The 16,226-nt window shown below is 67.4% G+C and carries 11 protein-coding genes; 7 read left to right on the forward strand and 4 right to left on the reverse strand.

Features of this window, described 5'->3' with window-relative positions:
• The first annotated feature begins 184 nt into the window (after nt 1-184).
• From F622_RS0101935 to F622_RS0101955, 5 genes are all read left to right on the forward strand, one after another.
• Nucleotides 185-2,272, forward strand: coding sequence for a PAS domain S-box protein (locus F622_RS0101935; RefSeq protein ID WP_018649810.1), 2,088 nt, complete (start codon nt 185-187; stop codon nt 2,270-2,272).
• Nucleotides 2,269-2,703, forward strand: coding sequence for a response regulator (locus F622_RS0101940; RefSeq protein WP_018168542.1), 435 nt, complete (start codon nt 2,269-2,271; stop codon nt 2,701-2,703). Before F622_RS0101935 ends, F622_RS0101940 begins: the two co-directional genes overlap by 4 nt.
• Nucleotides 2,704-2,733: 30 nt before the next feature.
• Nucleotides 2,734-6,639, forward strand: a complete 3,906-nt coding sequence (locus F622_RS0101945) for an EAL domain-containing protein (protein WP_018168543.1) — start codon at nt 2,734-2,736, stop codon at nt 6,637-6,639.
• Between the two features lie 97 nt (nt 6,640-6,736).
• A complete protein-coding gene (locus tag F622_RS0101950; protein WP_018144406.1) occupies nt 6,737-7,717 on the forward strand; it encodes a M14 family metallopeptidase in 981 nt (326 codons plus the stop codon).
• Between the two features lie 18 nt (nt 7,718-7,735).
• The gene (locus tag F622_RS0101955; RefSeq protein ID WP_018168544.1) at nt 7,736-8,524 is read left to right on the forward strand and encodes a sulfite exporter TauE/SafE family protein; all 789 of its coding nucleotides are present in this window, start codon (nt 7,736-7,738) and stop codon (nt 8,522-8,524) included.
• Between the two features lie 126 nt (nt 8,525-8,650).
• Here F622_RS0101955 and F622_RS0101960 read toward each other — a convergent pair whose 3' ends face one another.
• Genes F622_RS0101960 through motA form a run of 3 tightly spaced genes read right to left on the reverse strand, consistent with a single transcriptional unit; the run spans nt 8,651 to nt 11,511 of the window.
• On the reverse strand, nt 8,651-9,685 hold the full coding sequence (locus F622_RS0101960) for a GTP-binding protein (protein ID WP_019571215.1): 1,035 nt from the start codon (nt 9,683-9,685) through the stop codon (nt 8,651-8,653).
• Between the two features lies 1 nt (nt 9,686).
• Nucleotides 9,687-10,637 carry a flagellar motor protein MotB gene (gene motB, locus F622_RS0101965; RefSeq protein ID WP_018168546.1) on the reverse strand — a complete coding sequence of 317 codons (951 nt, stop codon included), beginning with the start codon at nt 10,635-10,637 and terminating at the stop codon, nt 9,687-9,689.
• A gap of 19 nt (nt 10,638-10,656) precedes the next feature.
• The gene (motA, locus tag F622_RS0101970; RefSeq protein WP_018144402.1) at nt 10,657-11,511 is read right to left on the reverse strand and encodes a flagellar motor stator protein MotA; all 855 of its coding nucleotides are present in this window, start codon (nt 11,509-11,511) and stop codon (nt 10,657-10,659) included.
• A 113-nt stretch (nt 11,512-11,624) separates the two neighbouring features.
• Here motA and F622_RS0101975 point away from each other — a divergent pair, with 113 nt between their 5' ends.
• Together F622_RS0101975 and F622_RS0101980 are read left to right on the forward strand one after the other, a co-directional pair.
• On the forward strand, nt 11,625-13,007 hold the full coding sequence (locus F622_RS0101975) for an HDOD domain-containing protein (protein ID WP_019571216.1): 1,383 nt from the start codon (nt 11,625-11,627) through the stop codon (nt 13,005-13,007).
• Nucleotides 13,008-13,177: 170 nt separating this feature from the next.
• The gene (locus F622_RS0101980; protein ID WP_019571217.1) at nt 13,178-14,743 is read left to right on the forward strand and encodes a PAS domain-containing methyl-accepting chemotaxis protein; all 1,566 of its coding nucleotides are present in this window, start codon (nt 13,178-13,180) and stop codon (nt 14,741-14,743) included.
• A gap of 192 nt (nt 14,744-14,935) precedes the next feature.
• On the opposite strand, the gene ispG is transcribed toward F622_RS0101980, so the two are convergent.
• Nucleotides 14,936-16,162: a flavodoxin-dependent (E)-4-hydroxy-3-methylbut-2-enyl-diphosphate synthase gene (gene ispG / locus F622_RS0101985; RefSeq protein ID WP_019571218.1), complete on the reverse strand. Its 1,227-nt coding sequence runs from the start codon at nt 16,160-16,162 to the stop codon at nt 14,936-14,938.
• Between the last annotated feature and the right edge of the window lie 64 nt (nt 16,163-16,226).

Genomic DNA, 16,226 nt, shown 5'->3' on the forward strand with positions numbered 1-16,226 from the left:
CCCGCGAACTGGCCCCGCCTGCCCTGGGTTGCGCTTGGGCCACGGGTGGTCGATGCTCGAGACAGGACAGCTGGCGGGCAGGGAATGCCGGCCGCGTCTCCGTGGCGGTCGGAGGAATGGCATGGCGGGAGGCAACAAGGGAAGCTGGAGACCCAGCGCGGGGCGCACCGCGTTACTCGTCGCCGTGCTGTATCTGATCGTCGGGCTGCTCTGGATCGCCCTGTCCGACCGGGCCCTGCTGCTGATGGTCGACGATCTGGAGCTGCTGGGGCAGTTGCAGACCCTCAAGGGCTGGGGCTACGTGGTGGTCACAGCCATCCTCCTGTTCCTGCTGGTGTATTTCCCCCTGAAGGATCGTGACCGCGCCTCGCGCGAGGCGCGCCGGCTCACCGGGATTGTTGAACGTTCCCCAGTGGTTGCCATTGAGTGGGCTACCACCCCCGGCTGGCCGGTCACCTTTGTCTCCCCGAATATCGAGCGCTGGGGCATTGCCCGCGATGCCCTGCTGCGCGGCGAGGTGCACTATGCCGACCTGATTCATCCCGACGATATCGACCGCATCGTGGCCGAGGTCGCCGCGCACATCGAGCGCGGCCCGGACCGTTACACCCAGTTGTATCGTCTGCGGGACGGACCGGGCGGCTGGGTCTGGCTGGAAGACCGGACCTGGCTGACCCGTGACGAGTCCGGGCAGGTCATCCGTATCAATGGTCTGCTGGTGGACGTGACCGAACGCCGGCGCGCCGAGCAGGACCTGCGTGATTCCGAGACCCGCTTCCGCGCGATCTTCGACAACGTGCAGGAGGCGATCCTGCTGCAAGACCTGGATACCGAGGCCCTGATCGGGATTAACGCTGCGGCCGAGAAGATGTACGGCTACAGCCGTGCCGAGCTGCTGGCCTGCAACGTGGACGACCTTAGCGCGGACGAGACCGGATTCGACGTTCAGCGCCAGAAGGCCCTGATGGAGCGCGCCCGGCGTGGCGAACAGTTGGTGTTCGAGTGGCGCGCCCGGCACCGTGACGGCCACGGGTTCTGGGTGGAGGCCAACCTGCAGGTCACCGAGATCGCCGGAGAGAAGCTGCTGCTGGTGACGCTGCGCAATATCGAGGCGCGCAAGCAGGCGGAGGCCGCCCTGGCACGCCAGGTGGATCGCTTGAGCCAGGCCGAGCGCCACGCCGGCCTGGGCAGCTGGGAGTACCTGCTGGAGAGCCGCGAGCTGTGGTGGTCCGATCGGTTGTATGCGCTGCTGGGCTGTGATGCCCACTACGGCAAGCCGACGCTGGAGTCGTTTGCCCGCAATTTCTTCGACCTCGAGTCCGCGGACGGGGCGAGCTTCTCCGCGGCGATGGAGACCCTGATCGCCGGCGGCCGGCCCGGGCCCCAGCGGTTGCTCCTGAAGGCCCGGCCCGAGGCGCGCGAGGAGGCCTGGTTCAGTCTCACCATGGAGGCGCCGATCGAGCGCGCCGACGGCCTGCATTACGTACAGGGCACGGTGCTGGAGGTGACCGAGCTCAAGCGCAACGAACTGGAACTGCGCAATCTGAACGCCACGCTCGAACAGCGGGTGGCGGAACGCACGGCGGCCCTGCAGGCGCTCAACCAGGAACTGGAATCGTTTTCCTATGCCGTCTCCCACGACCTGAAGGCACCCCTGCGCGGAATCGAGGGCTACAGCCAGTTGCTGGAGGCGGACTACGGCGAGCAGCTGGAGGGTGAGGGTCGCGTCTTCCTCAGCAATATCCGCAATGGCGTGGCGCAGATGAACGAACTGATTTCGGATCTTCTGGCCTACTCGCGCATGGAGCGTCGGCCGCTGGAGGAGCGCACCGTCCGCGTGCGCGCGCTGGTGGAGGAGGTGCTGGAGTCGGTGGATCCGGGACTCCGTGAGCGCGCCGAGGTGAGTATCGAGATCGACCCTGATCTCTGCTTTGTAAGCGACCCGGATGGCGTCGCCCTGATCCTGCGCAACCTGCTGGAGAACGCGTTCAAGTTCAGTGCCGAGCGCGAGGCCCCGCAGGTAACGGTGCAGGCCGAATCCCGCAGCGCTACACTCGGGATCACGGTGCGGGATAACGGGATCGGTTTTGACATGGCGTTTCGGGATCGTATCTTCGATATCTTCCAGCGCCTGAACCGAGCCGAGGCTTATCCGGGGACCGGCGTCGGCCTGGCCCTGGTGCGCCGTGCAGTCCACCGGCTGCGCGGCGAGATCCGCGCCGAGGGCACGCCGGGCGAGGGGGCCGCCTTCCACGTGGAGTTCCCGCGATGAGCCACGCCGGACGTCAGCCCTCCATCCTGGTGGTGGAGGACAACCCGGTGGATATCGATCTGATGCAGCGCGCCTTCAAGCGGAGAAACCTCTCCAACCCGCTGGAGACCGCGCGCGATGGGGTGGAGGCGCTGGAGTTTCTCGATCGCTGGGAGCGCGGCGAACTCGCGCCGCCGGCGGTGATCCTGCTGGATATCAAGCTGCCCAAGGTGGACGGACTGGAGGTGCTTCGGCGTATCCGTGCGCACGAACGCTTCCGGCGCATTCCGGTGGTGATGCTGACCTCCTCCAATGAGGACCGTGACATCGCCACTGCCTATGACTGCGGCGCCAACTCCTACATCGTCAAACCAGTGGATTTCGCCCAGTTCGTGCAGGTCGCCGAGCAGGTCGAGCTCTACTGGTGCCTGCTTAACCACCCGCCGGTCTGAAGCCGCGGCCCCCTTGCAACCCGAGACCCCATGCGAATCCTGCTCGTAGAAGATAACTCGGCAGATGCCGATCTGCAGCGCCGCGTCCTGGAACGTCAGGTGCCGGGCGCCGACGTGTCCCCGGCGGGGTCTCTGGCCGAGGCGCGCGCGGCGCTGACCGGGGCGGATGGCTTCGACTGTGTGGTGGTGGATCTGCGCCTGCCGGATGGCAGCGGTCTCGACTTGATCAGCGAGCTGCACGCCGCGGGACGCGGCGAGGCCGTGCTGGTGCTCACCGGGCACGGCGAACAGGAAACCGTGGTGGCGGCGTTTCGCGCGGGTGCCGATGACTATCTGACCAAGGCCGATGGCTACCTGGAGCGCCTTCCGGGGCGGGTGGTGGATGCTTGCGCCCGGCGCGAGCTGCGGGTGATCGAGGCGCGTGAGCCGCTGCGGGTACTGTATGTCGAGCACAGCGAATTCGATGTCGGCCTGACCTGTCGCGAACTGGCGCGCACGGCCCCACATGTGCAGCTGGCGACGATGCACACCGCCGAGGAGGCCCTGGCGGCGCTACCGGAAAGTGCCGCCGGGGAGCTGGGCTTTGACTTGTTGTTGGTGGACTACCGGTTGCCCGGGATCGACGGCCTCGAGCTGGCGCGCCTGGTGCGCGAGGACCGCGGACTGGACCTGCCGACCATCCTGGTGACCGGGCAAGGCACCGAGGACCTCGCCGCGCGTGCCCTGCGTATGGGCGTGGAGGATTACACGGTCAAGCACGAGGGCTATCTGAAGACCCTGCCGATGCTGCTGGACCAGGTGTATGCCCGCGTGCGGCTGCGCCGGGAACGTGCGGCGCTGGCGGCCTCCGAACGGCGCTACCGCGAGGTGATCGAACGCGCCGGCGATATCGTCTTCGAGACCGATGCCGCCGGTTGCTGGCGTTTCCTCAATCCGGCCTGGACGGCCATCACCGGCCATTCGGTGGAATTGTCGATTGGCGAGGAGATGTTGTCGTTCATGCCGCTGGAGGATCGCGGTTTGGCCGCGCGACTGCTGACGCGCGCCGTGGAGGCCGACGACGGCCGGCTGGAGGCCGAGATTCGTCTGCGCGCGGCCGACGGCTCGCTGTGCTGGCTGGAGCTGCGCGGCCAGGTCAATCTGGATGCCGCGGGCCGGGCCACGGGCCTGTCCGGGAGTCTGGTGGACGTGACCCGGCGGGTGCTGGACCAGCGCGTTCAGGAGGTACGCGGGAACGTACTGGCACGCCTGGCCACGGGGGAGCGCGATCCACGCCTGCTGGAGGATGTGGTCAAGGGCCTGGAATCGCTGGCGCCTGACCTGCACGGCTGCATCATGCTGCTGGATGCCGACAGTCAGGAACTCTACGGCGTGGCGGCTCCGCGGCTGCCGGACCCGCTGCGCAGTGCGACCCGCCGGATCCGCGCTGCCCAGGGGGTGGCCTCCTGCGGCGAGGCCGCCTGGAGTGGCGAGCCGATGATCATCGAGGACTGCGGGACGCACCCGAACTGGGCCGGGTTCTGCGATCTCGTGCGTGGGGCGGGCTTTGGCGCTTGCTGGTCGTTCCCCTTCCGGGATGCCGACGGTGGCGTGCTGGGCACCCTGGGTATTTATCTCGGCGCGTCACGCGGACCCTACCCTGGCGAACGGGTGCTGATCGACGAGTTCACCCAGATCGCGGGGCTGGCGGCGCAGAAGCTGCGCGTCTCGCAGGCACTCGGCGAGCGCGAGCGCGCGCTGCGCACTGCCGCCGAGCTGACCGTGGAACTGTTGCGCGAGGACAACCCCGCCAGCGTGATCCACCGGCTGCTGGCCGAACTGGGGCAGGAGGCTGGCGCCGACCGGGCCTATGTGCTGGTGGCCGAACTGGACCACGCGGTGCGCGAGGCCCTGGATATCCACCGCTACTACTGGGTGCGTTCGGATGCCGAGGAGATGATCCGCCCGCCGCCGCTGCGCAACCTGAGCCTGGAATCGGTCCTGCCGCGCTGGCACGAGATCCTGCAGGGCGGCGGTGCGATCGATGTGCTGACCCGCGAGCTGCCGGATGAGGAACGCGCGATCCTGGAGGCCTCGCAAAGCCAGGCTGTGCTGCTGGTACCCCTGTACGTGGAGGGCGAGTACCGCGGGTTCCTCGCGCTCGACCGGGTGCGGCGCGCGCAGCGCTGGACCGATGCGGACCAGAGCCTGGCGCGCATCGTCGCCTCCAGTCTGGGGGCGGCGCTGGAACGGCGCCAGGCCTTGCTGGGCCTGCGGCGCATGGCGGCGGTATTCGAGAGTACCCGTGACGGCATCATCATCACCGACCTGACCCCGCGGATCGTCGCGGTGAATCCGGCCTTCGTCGACATCACCGGTTTTTCCGAGGGCGAGGCCCTGGGGCGCAACCCGAGCTTTCTGCAGTCCGGGCGCCATGACGGAGAGTTCTTCAAGCACATGTGGGACAGCCTGCAGCGCGAGGGTCACTGGCAGGGCGAGATCTGGAACCGCCGGCACAATGGTGAGGTGGCCCCGCAGTGGCTGAGCCTGAACACCGTTTACGACGAACAGGGTCAGGCCCTGCACTACTCCGGGGTGCTGACCGATATGTCCGAGTTGCGCCGCTCGGAGGAAGAGTTGCAGTACCTGGCTCAGAACGACGCCCTGACCGACCTGCCCAATCGCAGCCAGCTGCAGGTGATGCTGGGGCAGGCGCTGGAGCGTGCCCGCATGCATGGGCACCGGATTGCGGTGCTGAATCTCGATCTGGACCGGTTCAAGAACGTGAACGATTCCATGGGGCACCCGGCGGGCGATCAGGTGCTGGTGGAGGTCGCGCGGCGTCTGCGCGGGGTGCTGGGGCCAACCCATGTGCTGGGTCGGCTGGGCGGCGATGAATTCCTGATTGTGGCGGAGAACCCGGACAGCGACGACGAGATCGCGCGCTGCGCCCGCAGTTTGCTGGCAAGCTTCGAGCGCCCCTTTACGCTGGAGGACGGGCGTTCGGTCTATCTGAATGGCAGCATCGGTATCAGTCTCTACCCCGATCATGGCGACACCGTGACCGCGCTGATCCAGCACGCGGATGCGGCGATGTACCAGGCCAAGGCATCCGGGCGCCAGACCTGGAGTGTCTATACCCAGGCCCTGACACGCGCGGCCGACGAGCGCCTGGAGCTGGAGAACCGACTGCGCCAGGCCCTGCAGGACGACAACGGCGAGTTGCGGCTGCATTTCCAGCCACAGGTGCGGCTGGAGGACGGGCAACCCTTCGGCATGGAGGCGCTGCTGCGCTGGCAGCCGGCACAGGGGGAGATGATCCCGCCGGATCGCTTTATCCCGATCGCCGAGGACACCGGGTTGATCGTTGCGCTGGGCGAGTGGGTATTGCGCGAGGCCTGCGACGCCGGGCGCCGATTGCTGGACCGCGGCGCCGGAGATTTCGGTCTGGCGGTCAATCTGTCCCCGGTGCAGCTGCAGCGCAGCGACTTCGTCAATCGCGTGGCGGAGATCCTGGCGCTGACCGGCTTCCCGGCCGCCCAGCTGGAGCTGGAGATCACCGAGACCGCGATCATGCAGCAGGGCGATCAGGCGATTGCACGGTTGGTGGCGCTGAAGGCGCTGGGGGTGAAGCTGGCCATCGACGACTTCGGGACCGGGTATTCCTCGCTGGCGGCCTTGAGGACCTATCCGCTGGATGTCCTGAAGATCGACCGCAGTTTCGTGGATGGTGTTGCCAGCGAGAGCGCCGACCGCGAGATCGCCGCCACCATCATCGCGATGGGCCGCAACCTGAACATGCAGGTGATCGCCGAAGGCGTGGAGACGGCGGAGCAGGCGGCCTTCCTGCAGGAGCGCGGCTGTGCCCTGGGTCAGGGGTATCTCTACAGTCGGCCGCTGGAGATCGAGGCGCTGGATGCCTGGATGACGAAGCATGCCGGCCTGCCGACACCCTGAGGGGGCCCGCTGGTCAGTGTCGTCAGGCATGCCCGCATGGCATCCCCTGGGCCGCTCCGGTAGCCTTTAGGCCCGTCTCTTGCCCGGAGCTGCCCCGATGTCCGATCCGTCCCGTCCCACTGCCTTGCGTTCGATCACCTTTCACGGCCTGGAGCCGGGGCCGCGTCTGATCGTGCTGGGGGCGGTGCACGGCAACGAGACCTGTGGCACCCAGGCCACCGAACGCCTGCACGCGGAGCTGGAGTCGGGGCAGCGGCGTTTGCTGCGCGGACAACTGACGCTGGTGCCGCGCACCAACCCGCTGGCCTATCAGCTGGAAAGCCGCATGGGCGAGCGCAACCTGAACCGCAATCTGCGCGTGACCGACGACCCACAGGACTTCGAGGACCGCATCGCCAACGTGCTGTGCCCGCTGCTGGCGGCGCATGATGTGCTGCTGGATCTGCACTCGTTCCACACCGGTGGGCAGCCGTTCATCATGCTCGGCCCGCGCGATAATGACGGCGAGCTGGAAGGCTTCACGCACGCGGCCGAGGAACAGGCGCTGGCGGCCTGCCTGGGGCCGCAGCGCATGGTCGAGGGCTGGCTGGATACCTACGCCCGCGGGGTCGCGCGCCGGATGAAGAACCCGAACGCCAGCCAGCGCGCGCAGATGCTCAGTACCGACCCGAGCTACGGCATCGGCACCACCGAGTACATGCGCTCGCAGGGCGGCTACGGCGTGACCCTGGAATGCGGCCAGCATGACGACCCGCAGGCGCCGGAGGTGGCGTACAACGCGATCCGCAACACCCTCGCACATCTGGACATGCTGGAGGCCCCGGCCACCGCGGGCCAGGCCAGTCCGGAGGTGCTGCGTCTGGTCGAGGTGATCGACCGCGACCACCCGGATGACCGCTTTGCGCGGGAGTGGAAGAGCTTCGATCCGCTGGCGGCCGGCGAGCTGATCGGTACGCGTGCCGACGGCACCGAGGTGCGTGCCCCGGAGCCGGGCTTCATCGTGTTTCCCAACCCCAATTCCTTGCCGGGCAACGAGTGGTTCTATCGCGCCGAGTTCAGTGACCGCAAGGTCGTCTGAGCCGGGATACCGCGCGGCATGGACTTTGCGCCCTCCGGCGTTGCGTTGCTGCTCCTCGCCGCCGGGTTCTTCGCCGGCCTGCTGAATGCGGTGGCCGGTGGCGGCAGTTTCCTGACCCTGCCGGCCCTGATGAGCGTTGGCGTGCCGCCGGTGGCCGCGAATGCCACGGGGACCGCGGCCCTGCTGCCCGGTTATCTGGCCAGCGTGCTGGCGGATCGGCGGCAGTTACGCGGGGCGGGGCAGGAGCTGGGCCGGGGGTTGGCCTGGGGCCTGCTGCTGGCGGGGGTGCTGGGCGGGGCCCTGGGGGCCTCCGTGCTGCTGCTGACCGGGGATGCCCGGTTCCGCGCGCTGATCCCCTGGCTGTTGCTGCTGGCCACGGTGCTGTTTGCCCTCGGCCCTTGGCTACAGCATCAGGCCGCGCGGACGCATTCGGGGCCGCTACGGGTATTGGGGGCTGGGCTGGGCTGCGCTTACGGCGGCTATTTCAACGGTGGCGTCGGCATCCTGCTGCTGGCCATCCTGCGTGGCCAGGGGATCACGGATCTCGCGCGGGCGAATGCGGTGAAGAACCTGCTCTCCTCGGTGCTGACCCTGATGGCGGTGGGGGTCTACATCGCGGGCGGGCAGGTGGTCGCGACCGGGCTGCTGGCTGTCGGGGCCGGTGCGATCCTGGGCGCGCGGCTCGGTATCGCCCTGGTGCGCCGCGTGCCGGAGGCCGGCTATCGGCATGCCGTCACCCTGATCGGGGCGGTGATTACCCTCTTGTTTTTCCTCGATCCGGCCTGGCTCGCATCGCCTGACGTGTAGGCTGCGTCGAGCGCAGCGAAACGCATCGGTCGGCGTGACGTCTTTCCGTGTACCCGTGCGTCCTGATGCGTTTCGCGGGGCTCAACGTAGCCTGCGAAGCGTCTGCCATTGGCGTTGAGGGCCCGGTCAGGGGTTCGGGGTGCGTGCGGCGTCGAGTGTCCGGGCGAGGGCGTCCAGGGCGGCGGTATCGGATTCCGGCAGGATGGCCTCGATGCGGGGGCGCAGCGGCGTGTTGGGGGCGGCCATTGGCTCCAGCCCACCGTGGCCGTCCACGCGGTTGATGCGGTGCCAGCCTTGGTCGGTTGCCACCAGTCCTTTCAAGCGGTCGCCGGTAAAGCCGTCGACCAGGCCTGCGAGCGTTGCGTGGTCGACGACCTGCCCCTCGGGCATCAGCCAGCTGCGACCGATGTAGCCATCGCCACGGGTGTCAATGGTGACCCATTCATCTGCCGCCGGAGCAGCGTGGTCATGGTCATGGTCATGGTCATGGTCCGTGGATTCGGTCGCGGCGTCGAGGAAGGCGCGGGCCTCGGGGAACAGGGCACCGCCGCGCTCCAGCCGGGGCCGGTCCAGCCATTCGCGCTCGATGCGGGCCTGAGTCGTCTCGACCACCAGGGGGCGCGGCGAGGGCATCGCGGCGACGTAGGCATGCAGCGTCTCGCGGTCATCCTCGCTGTAGAGATCGGCCTTGTTGGCCAGGAGCACGTCGGCCAGGGCGATCTGGTCCTGCCAGGTCGGGTGCTCGCGATGGCGGGGCGAGGCCAGGTGGCGTGCATCCATCAGGGTCACGGTGGCGCGCAGATCGAGGACGCCGGCGTAGGGCGGTTCGGTCAGGGTGCGGATGATCTGCGCCGGGTGCCCGAGACCGGTCGGTTCGATCAGGATGCGGTCGGGTTTCTGGCTGCGGATCAGCCGGTTCAGGCCGACGGTAAACATCTGCGCCGAGACGCAGCACAGGCACCCGCCGGGAACCTCTTCTAGGGCCACGCCGGTATCCGCCAGCAGCCCGCCATCCACGCCGATCTCGCCGAACTCGTTGACCAGCACAGCCCAGTGCTCGCCTTCCGGGCGCTGTGCGAGCAGGTGACGGATGGCGGTGGTCTTGCCGACGCCAAGAAAGCCGGTGATCAGGTTCAGCGGGATGTCGCGATGTTGGGCCATTTTAGCTGGGGTCGTCCAGTTGCGCGGGCGGTGGGGCGGTGCCGTTGTCTGCCGGCCCCAGGGTGTCGGGGCGCACGCCCTCGCTCTCCAGGCTCTGGCGCATGGCATCGTCGGCCTGCTGGGACATGACGATGATGGAGATGCGGCGATTGATGGCCGCTTCCGGATTTTCGCGGTTGAAGGGCACGCTGGCCGCCAGACCCACCACCTGGGCAATCTGGTCGGATTGGGTGCCGCCGGCGATCAGCGCGCGGCGGGCCGCGTTGGCACGGTCGGCCGAGAGTTCCCAGTTGGTGTAGTCCGGGCGCAGCAGCGGGCGCGCGTCGGTGTGTCCGGTGATCGAGACGCGGTTGGGGACCTTGTTGATCAGGCTGGCCAGTTCACGCAGGATCGCGTCGGCGTGCTCGAGGGGCCGCGCGCTGGCGCTGTCGAACATCGGGCGGTTCTCGCGATCGATGATCTGGATGCGCAGGCCCTCGGGCGTGATGTCCAGGAGCAACTGGTCCTTGAAGGGCTCCAGCGCCTGGCTTTGTTCGACCGCTTCCTCCAGGGCCCTTTGCAGTGTCTCGAGGGCCTCACGGTCGCGCGCCTCGGCCAGGTCGTCGAAGGTCTGCTCGTCGATGCCCACGGGGGCGTCCATGCGCTCGGGGTCATCGAGGATCTCGGGCAGGCCCTCGAAGTCGATGATCGACGGGTCCACGCCGGTGCCGTCGCCCGGGGCCTGCCCGGGCAGGGCCGCCTCGCCGTCGAAGGCCGACGGATTCTTGAAGTATTCCGACAGCCCGGCGCGTTCTTCTACCTCCATCGCCGCGAGCAGCCACAGGAGCAGGAAGAAGGCCATCATCGCGGTGGCGAAGTCGGCGAAGGCGACCTTCCACGAGCCCCCGTGGTGGGCCGCCTTGACCACCTTCTTCTTGACGATGATCGGCTGGGTCTTGTCTTCGACGCCCATGGATTCGGTCCGGACGGCCTCAGGCCGCCTTCACGTGCTCCTCGAGTTCGGCGAAGCCGGGACGCATCTCGCTTTCCATGGTCTTGCGCCCGAATTCCACTGCCACCTGCGGGCTGTACCCCTGAACGTTGGCGAGGATGCAGGCCTTGATGCACTGGAGGAACTTGGCTTCTTCTTGGGACCGCGACTCCAGGGCGGCCGCGGTTGGACCGACAAAGCCATAGGCCAGGAGGATGCCGAGGAAGGAGCCGACCAGGGCCGCTGCCACGCTCATCCCGATTTCCTCGATCGAACCGCCGATTGCGCCCATGGTGTTCACGATCCCCAGAACAGCGGCCACGATACCGAAGCCGGGCAGGGCATCCGCCACGCGGTTGACCGCATGGCTGGGGCGCTCGGATTCCTCGTGGTGGGTCTCCAGGTCCACGTCCATCAGGGCGTCCAGCTCGTGCGGGTTCATCGAGCCGGAGATGATCAGGCGCATGTAGTCGGTGATGAACTCGACCGCGTGATGGTCCTTGAGTACCCGGGGATGCGCCTGGAACAGGGCACTCTCCTCGGGCTCCTCGACGTCGCCTTCGATGCCCATCAGGCCTTCCTTGCGGGCCTTGGTGAACAGCTTGTACATCAGCGCGAGCAGGTCGAGATAGTCGTCGCGCGAGTACTTGGCACCCCCCTTCAGGAGTTGGGGGAGGGACTTCATGACGGTGATCACAACCCGCAACGGGTTGGCGATCAGGAAGGCGCCCAGGGCCGCGCCGCCGATGATCATGTATTCGTACGGCTGCCAGATGACCATGATATTGCCACCGTGCAGCATGAAGCCGCCGAACACGCCGCCGAGCACGATGATAAAGCCGAGAATGTACTTCACTGATGGGGTTCCGGGATGTGGGCTCGAGTAGGGGTTCTGCGGGCCAGTTCACAGTGCCGCAGTTGCTATAGTGACGGGCATAACCATAACGACTCCCCTGCGCGAGGTACAGCATGTCCCTGGACAAGGACGCGCCCTACATGGACGAAGCCGCCCGCCTGACGGCCGTGGAATGGCCGATCCTCGAGGCGAGCGATGCGGTGTTTGCCGACCCCGACGCCCTGGTTGAGCGCTCGCTGCGCGAACTGGCGCGTTACGCCGAACGCGACCCCGGTCTGAGCCTGCGTCTGGTCCTGCGTGCAAACCGTTCGCGCCGCGGCCTGCGCCAGGAAGTGCACGCGGTGGGGGACGCCATCGCCATGCTGGGGTTGCAGAACGTCCATCAGGAGGCGGGTGCGGCGCCGCGCGTCGAGGATGTCGTTACCCAGCCGCAGGCTTATCGCGAGATGGCGGCGCAATCGCGGCTGGCGGCAATGATTGCGACCGAAATCGCAGGCGAGCGCCACGATACCGAGCCGGGCGAACTGGCCCTGGCCGCCCTGCTGAATCAGCTCGGCCTGCTCGCCCTGCTGGTGGAGGGCGAGCCGCGCCTGGCCCGGTTGATGGAGATCCTCGAGCTGAATGCGCTTCCGGACGAGGCCAGTTACACCGCACTGGGGTACGCAACGGACGATCTCTCGCGTGCGATGGCGGAACAAATGGAGCTGCCGGAACTGGTGCAGGGGACGCTGCGGGCCGTAAATGCGGCACATCACCGGGCCTTTGAGGTGATGGTTGCGAGTGCCGTGGCCTGGCAGGTCTTTCGCGGCATGGATACCGCGCGCGGTGACCGCGACCTCGCGCTGCTGGCCGGGTTGATGGGTTTGACCGACAAGGAGGCCGCGGACCGGATCAGTGCGGTGATCGAGCGTTTCAACGCGGACGTCGCGGTCTACCATCGTGAACCGCTGGATCCGCAGATACCCGGGCGGGTCTGGCTGCGCGAGCCCCATCGGCCGCGCCTGGCCCTGATGCCGCGGGCCGACCTGCTGGCAGAGGGAATTGGCGCGCTCGAGAAAGAGGAAAACCGCGAGCTGCGCGTGCGGCGGATGCTGCGGGTGATGCAGTTCGGAGTGGGCCTGAACCGGGTGGTTTTTGCCCGTCTGTCCCGGGATGGCGAGACGCTGCGCGCCGAGCACCTGGTCGGCACGCTGCACGAACCGGAGTTCAGTCACTTTGTGATCAACCGTGCGGCGCTCGGACCGTTGGCGCAGGTCCTGGATATGGACACGCCGCAGTGGTGGGACCGCAAGCGCATCCATGAGCAGATGCCCTCGGCGGTGCGCAAGCTGACCGGCGGGGTCGACTGCCTCGTTGCGCGCCTGTGCGATGGCGAGCGCGTGCTGGGCCTGGTCTACGCCGACCGGCGTTCGCGTGACCTGGAGCTGACCCCGTTTGCCTTCGAGGGCTTTCGGCGTGTGCTGGCCGCGGCAGCGCGGCCCGTCGAGCCCCGGTAGGCCGCCGCCGGGCTGCGATTCAAGTTCGGGGCATCCGGGTCGATACATCCGTAAGACCGAATATATTCGCCGGGGATCATCCTCGAGGGCGTGGGTCGCAGCGAACAGCCCGCGCGAATTTTGATTGCCGGACACGTCCTGTTCGGCACACAAGAATAAGGAAGTACGGCATGCGCAAGAATCTTCCCGTCACCCAGGCGGAGTATTCGCTGGATCGGCATGGGGATCTGATCTCGTCTACCGACGAGAAGGGCCGCATAGGTGACGCCAATCGCGATTTTATCGACGTCAGCGGCTTCGACTGGGAGGAACTGTCTGGGTCTGCGCATAACATCGTTCGCCACCCGGACATGCCGGAGGCGGCCTACGCGAACATGTGGTCGACCCTGAAGGCCGATGGGGCCTGGATGGGCATCGTCAAGAATCGGCGCAAGAGCGGCGATCATTACTGGGTGGACGCCTTTGTTACCCCCGCCTACGAGAACGGGCGCAAGACCGGCTACGAGTCGGTGCGGGCGATCCCGGAGCGTGAACATGTCGTGCGGGCCGAGAAGGTGTATGCCGCGATCAATCGGGGCCGGAGTTTCGCGCGGCGCTGGTATCACGGCCTGACCTGTCGCCTGGCGGGTACCTGGATCGTGGGTGTCCTGCTGGCGCTCGCCGTCGTGTTCTTGGCGTCGTCGCCTGTGGTGCAGGCGGCCCTGCTGGTGCTGATCTTCGCTGTCGGCGGCGTGGCGTCGCTGGTGTTTACCTCCGGGGTGCGCCAGGCGGTCAAGCGCGCCCAGGCCCAGTTCGACAACCCGGTCATGGAGGCCATCTACACGGGGCGCCGCGATGACAGCGCCTCGCTGGAGCTGGTGCAGCGCTTCGGCGAGGCCAGGCTGCGCACCGTGCTGGGACGCATCGAGGACAAGGCCGAGGCGGTGAGTGACGGTGCCCACTCGATGGCCAGCAGCGTGGACCAGACCGCCGCCGGTGTGGAGCGCCAGCAAAACGAGATCGACCAGGTCGCCACGGCGATGAACGAGATGACCTCGACCATTCAGGAGATGGCGAGCAACTCCGCGCGCGCCGCCGAGGCCGCCAACAACGCCGAGAAGGAAACCGGGGCCGGTCAGGATGTCGTGAACGACACCGTTTCCGTGATCAACCGCATGGCAGCGGAGGTCGAGTCCACGGCCGAGAAGCTCGGCAAGCTGGAGGCGAGCACCGTGGAGATCGACAAGATTCTGAGTGTCATTCGCGAGATCGCCGAGCAGACCAACCTGCTGGCGCTGAATGCCGCGATCGAGGCCGCCCGCGCCGGGGAGCACGGCCGCGGGTTCGCCGTGGTGGCCGACGAGGTGCGCAGCCTGTCGCAGCGCACCGATGAATCCACGGTGACCATTCGCAATATGATCGAGAGCCTGCAGTCCGGGGCGCGCGAGGCCATGTCCGCGATGCGTGCCAGTCAGGAGCGGGCCGCCGACGGGGTGGAGAAGGCCCAGGCGGCGGGCGATTCACTGACCAGCATCCGCGAGGCCGTTGGCCAGATCACCGAGATGAACACCCAGATCGCCACCGCGGTCGAAGAGCAAAGTGCAGTCTCCGAGGAGATCAACCGCAACGTGACGTCCATTCGCGATGTGGCCACCGAGACCGGCTCCGTCTCTGCCCATGCCCGCGATGCCAGTGCGCGGATGCAGGCCGAGGCGGCCGAACTGAAGGCGCTGATCCACCGCTTCGAACAGAAATAAGCCGCGCCTCGATTGGGCCGTTATCGACTCGGTAGGGGTTGGAGCGGTGGTGTCGAGCCTGCGTGGCGATGGCGCGCGGAACCGCGTTGGCACGCAGTGGAAGGATGCGTTGAGCGCAGCGAAACGCATCCTGCAAGTTCATGTGTCGGCAGAGGCCCTGATGTTCTCTGTGCCTCGTGGTGAACGGGAACGTCAGGCGGTCTGGCGGTAGCGGCGTTCGATGTAGGCCTCGACGCGGGCCTGGAATTCCTCGGCGATGTGGTCGCCCTTGAGGGTAACGGTCTTCTCGCCGTCCTCGTAGACCGGGGCGACCGGTTGTTCGCCGGTGCCAGGCAGGGAGATGCCGATGTTGGCGTGCTTGCTCTCGCCGGGGCCGTTGACCACGCAGCCCATCACCGCGACGGTCATCTCCTCCACGCCCGGATAGCGTTCCTTCCAGGTGGGCATCTGGTGGCGGATGTAGGTCTGGATGTCCTGCGCCAGGTGCTGGAAGTATTCGCTGGACGTGCGTCCGCAGCCGGGGCAGGCAACCACCGACGGCAGGAAGCTACGCAGCCCCATACTCTGCAGGATCTCCTGGGCGACCAGGACCTCGCGGGTGCGGTCGCCGCCGGGCTCCGGTGTCAGCGAGATACGGATGGTGTCGCCGATGCCCTGTTGCAGCAACACCGACAGCGCGGCGGTCGAGGCGACGATGCCCTTGGCCCCCATGCCGGCCTCGGTAAGCCCCAGATGCAGCGGGTAGTCGCAGCGTGCGGCCAGGTCCTGGTAGACCGAGATCAGCGGCTGCACGCCGCTGACCTTGGCCGACAGGATGATGCGGTCATGCGGCAGGCCGATACGTTCGGCCTCGGCCGCGCTCTCCAGCGCCGAGGTGATCAGGGCCTCCTGCATCACCGCTTCCGGTGACAGGGGTTCGGCGCGCTCGTTGTTCGCGTCCATCATCCGCGCGAGCAGGGCCTGGTCGAGGCTGCCCCAGTTCACGCCGATGCGCACCGGCTTGTCGTACTCGCAGGCGGTCTCGATCATGGCCGCGTACTGGCTGTCGCGCTTCGAGCCGCGCCCGACGTTGCCCGGGTTGATGCGCAGCTTGGCCAGCGCCTGTGCGCACTCCGGGTATTGAGTCAGCAGCTTGTGGCCGTTGAAGTGGAAGTCCCCGACCAGCGGCACGTCCAGTCCCATCGCGTCCAGGCGTTCGCGGATCTCCGGTACGGCCTTCGCCGCGGCCTCGGAGTTCACCGTGATGCGCACGACCTCGGAGCCGGCGCGCGCGAGTTCCGCCACCTGCACGGCGGTGCGCAGGGCGTCCGCAGTGTCGGTATTGGTCATCGATTGCACCATCACTGGGTGGTCGCCGCCGACGGTGACGTTGCCGACGCGGACGGGGACGGTCTTGTGGCGCTTGGGAATCGTATTCATCAGTAGGCGCGGGCGCGAGGTAACGGTGTGCGGAGTGTAACGCAGCACTGCTCGACTGCCGAGA

Origin of the sequence: Thioalkalivibrio sp. ALMg3, assembly GCF_000381225.1 — a bacterium.
GTDB lineage: Bacteria > Pseudomonadota > Gammaproteobacteria > Ectothiorhodospirales > Ectothiorhodospiraceae > Thioalkalivibrio > Thioalkalivibrio versutus.

Bases quoted from the DNA above. Each gene is read 5' to 3' on its own strand.
- F622_RS0101980 (WP_019571217.1), top strand. From the start codon at position 13,178: ATGCGCAAGAATCTTCCCGTCACCCAGGCGGAGTATTCGCTGGATCGG.
- F622_RS0101975 (WP_019571216.1), top strand. From the start codon at position 11,625: ATGTCCCTGGACAAGGACGCGCCCTACATGGACGAAGCCGCCCGCCTG.
- F622_RS0101960 (WP_019571215.1), bottom strand. From the start codon at position 9,685: ATGGCCCAACATCGCGACATCCCGCTGAACCTGATCACCGGCTTTCTT.
- motB (WP_018168546.1), bottom strand. From the start codon at position 10,637: ATGGGCGTCGAAGACAAGACCCAGCCGATCATCGTCAAGAAGAAGGTG.
- F622_RS0101955 (WP_018168544.1), top strand. From the start codon at position 7,736: ATGGACTTTGCGCCCTCCGGCGTTGCGTTGCTGCTCCTCGCCGCCGGG.
- F622_RS0101950 (WP_018144406.1), top strand. From the start codon at position 6,737: ATGTCCGATCCGTCCCGTCCCACTGCCTTGCGTTCGATCACCTTTCAC.
- F622_RS0101945 (WP_018168543.1), top strand. From the start codon at position 2,734: ATGCGAATCCTGCTCGTAGAAGATAACTCGGCAGATGCCGATCTGCAG.
- ispG (WP_019571218.1), bottom strand. From the start codon at position 16,162: ATGAATACGATTCCCAAGCGCCACAAGACCGTCCCCGTCCGCGTCGGC.
- F622_RS0101940 (WP_018168542.1), top strand. From the start codon at position 2,269: ATGAGCCACGCCGGACGTCAGCCCTCCATCCTGGTGGTGGAGGACAAC.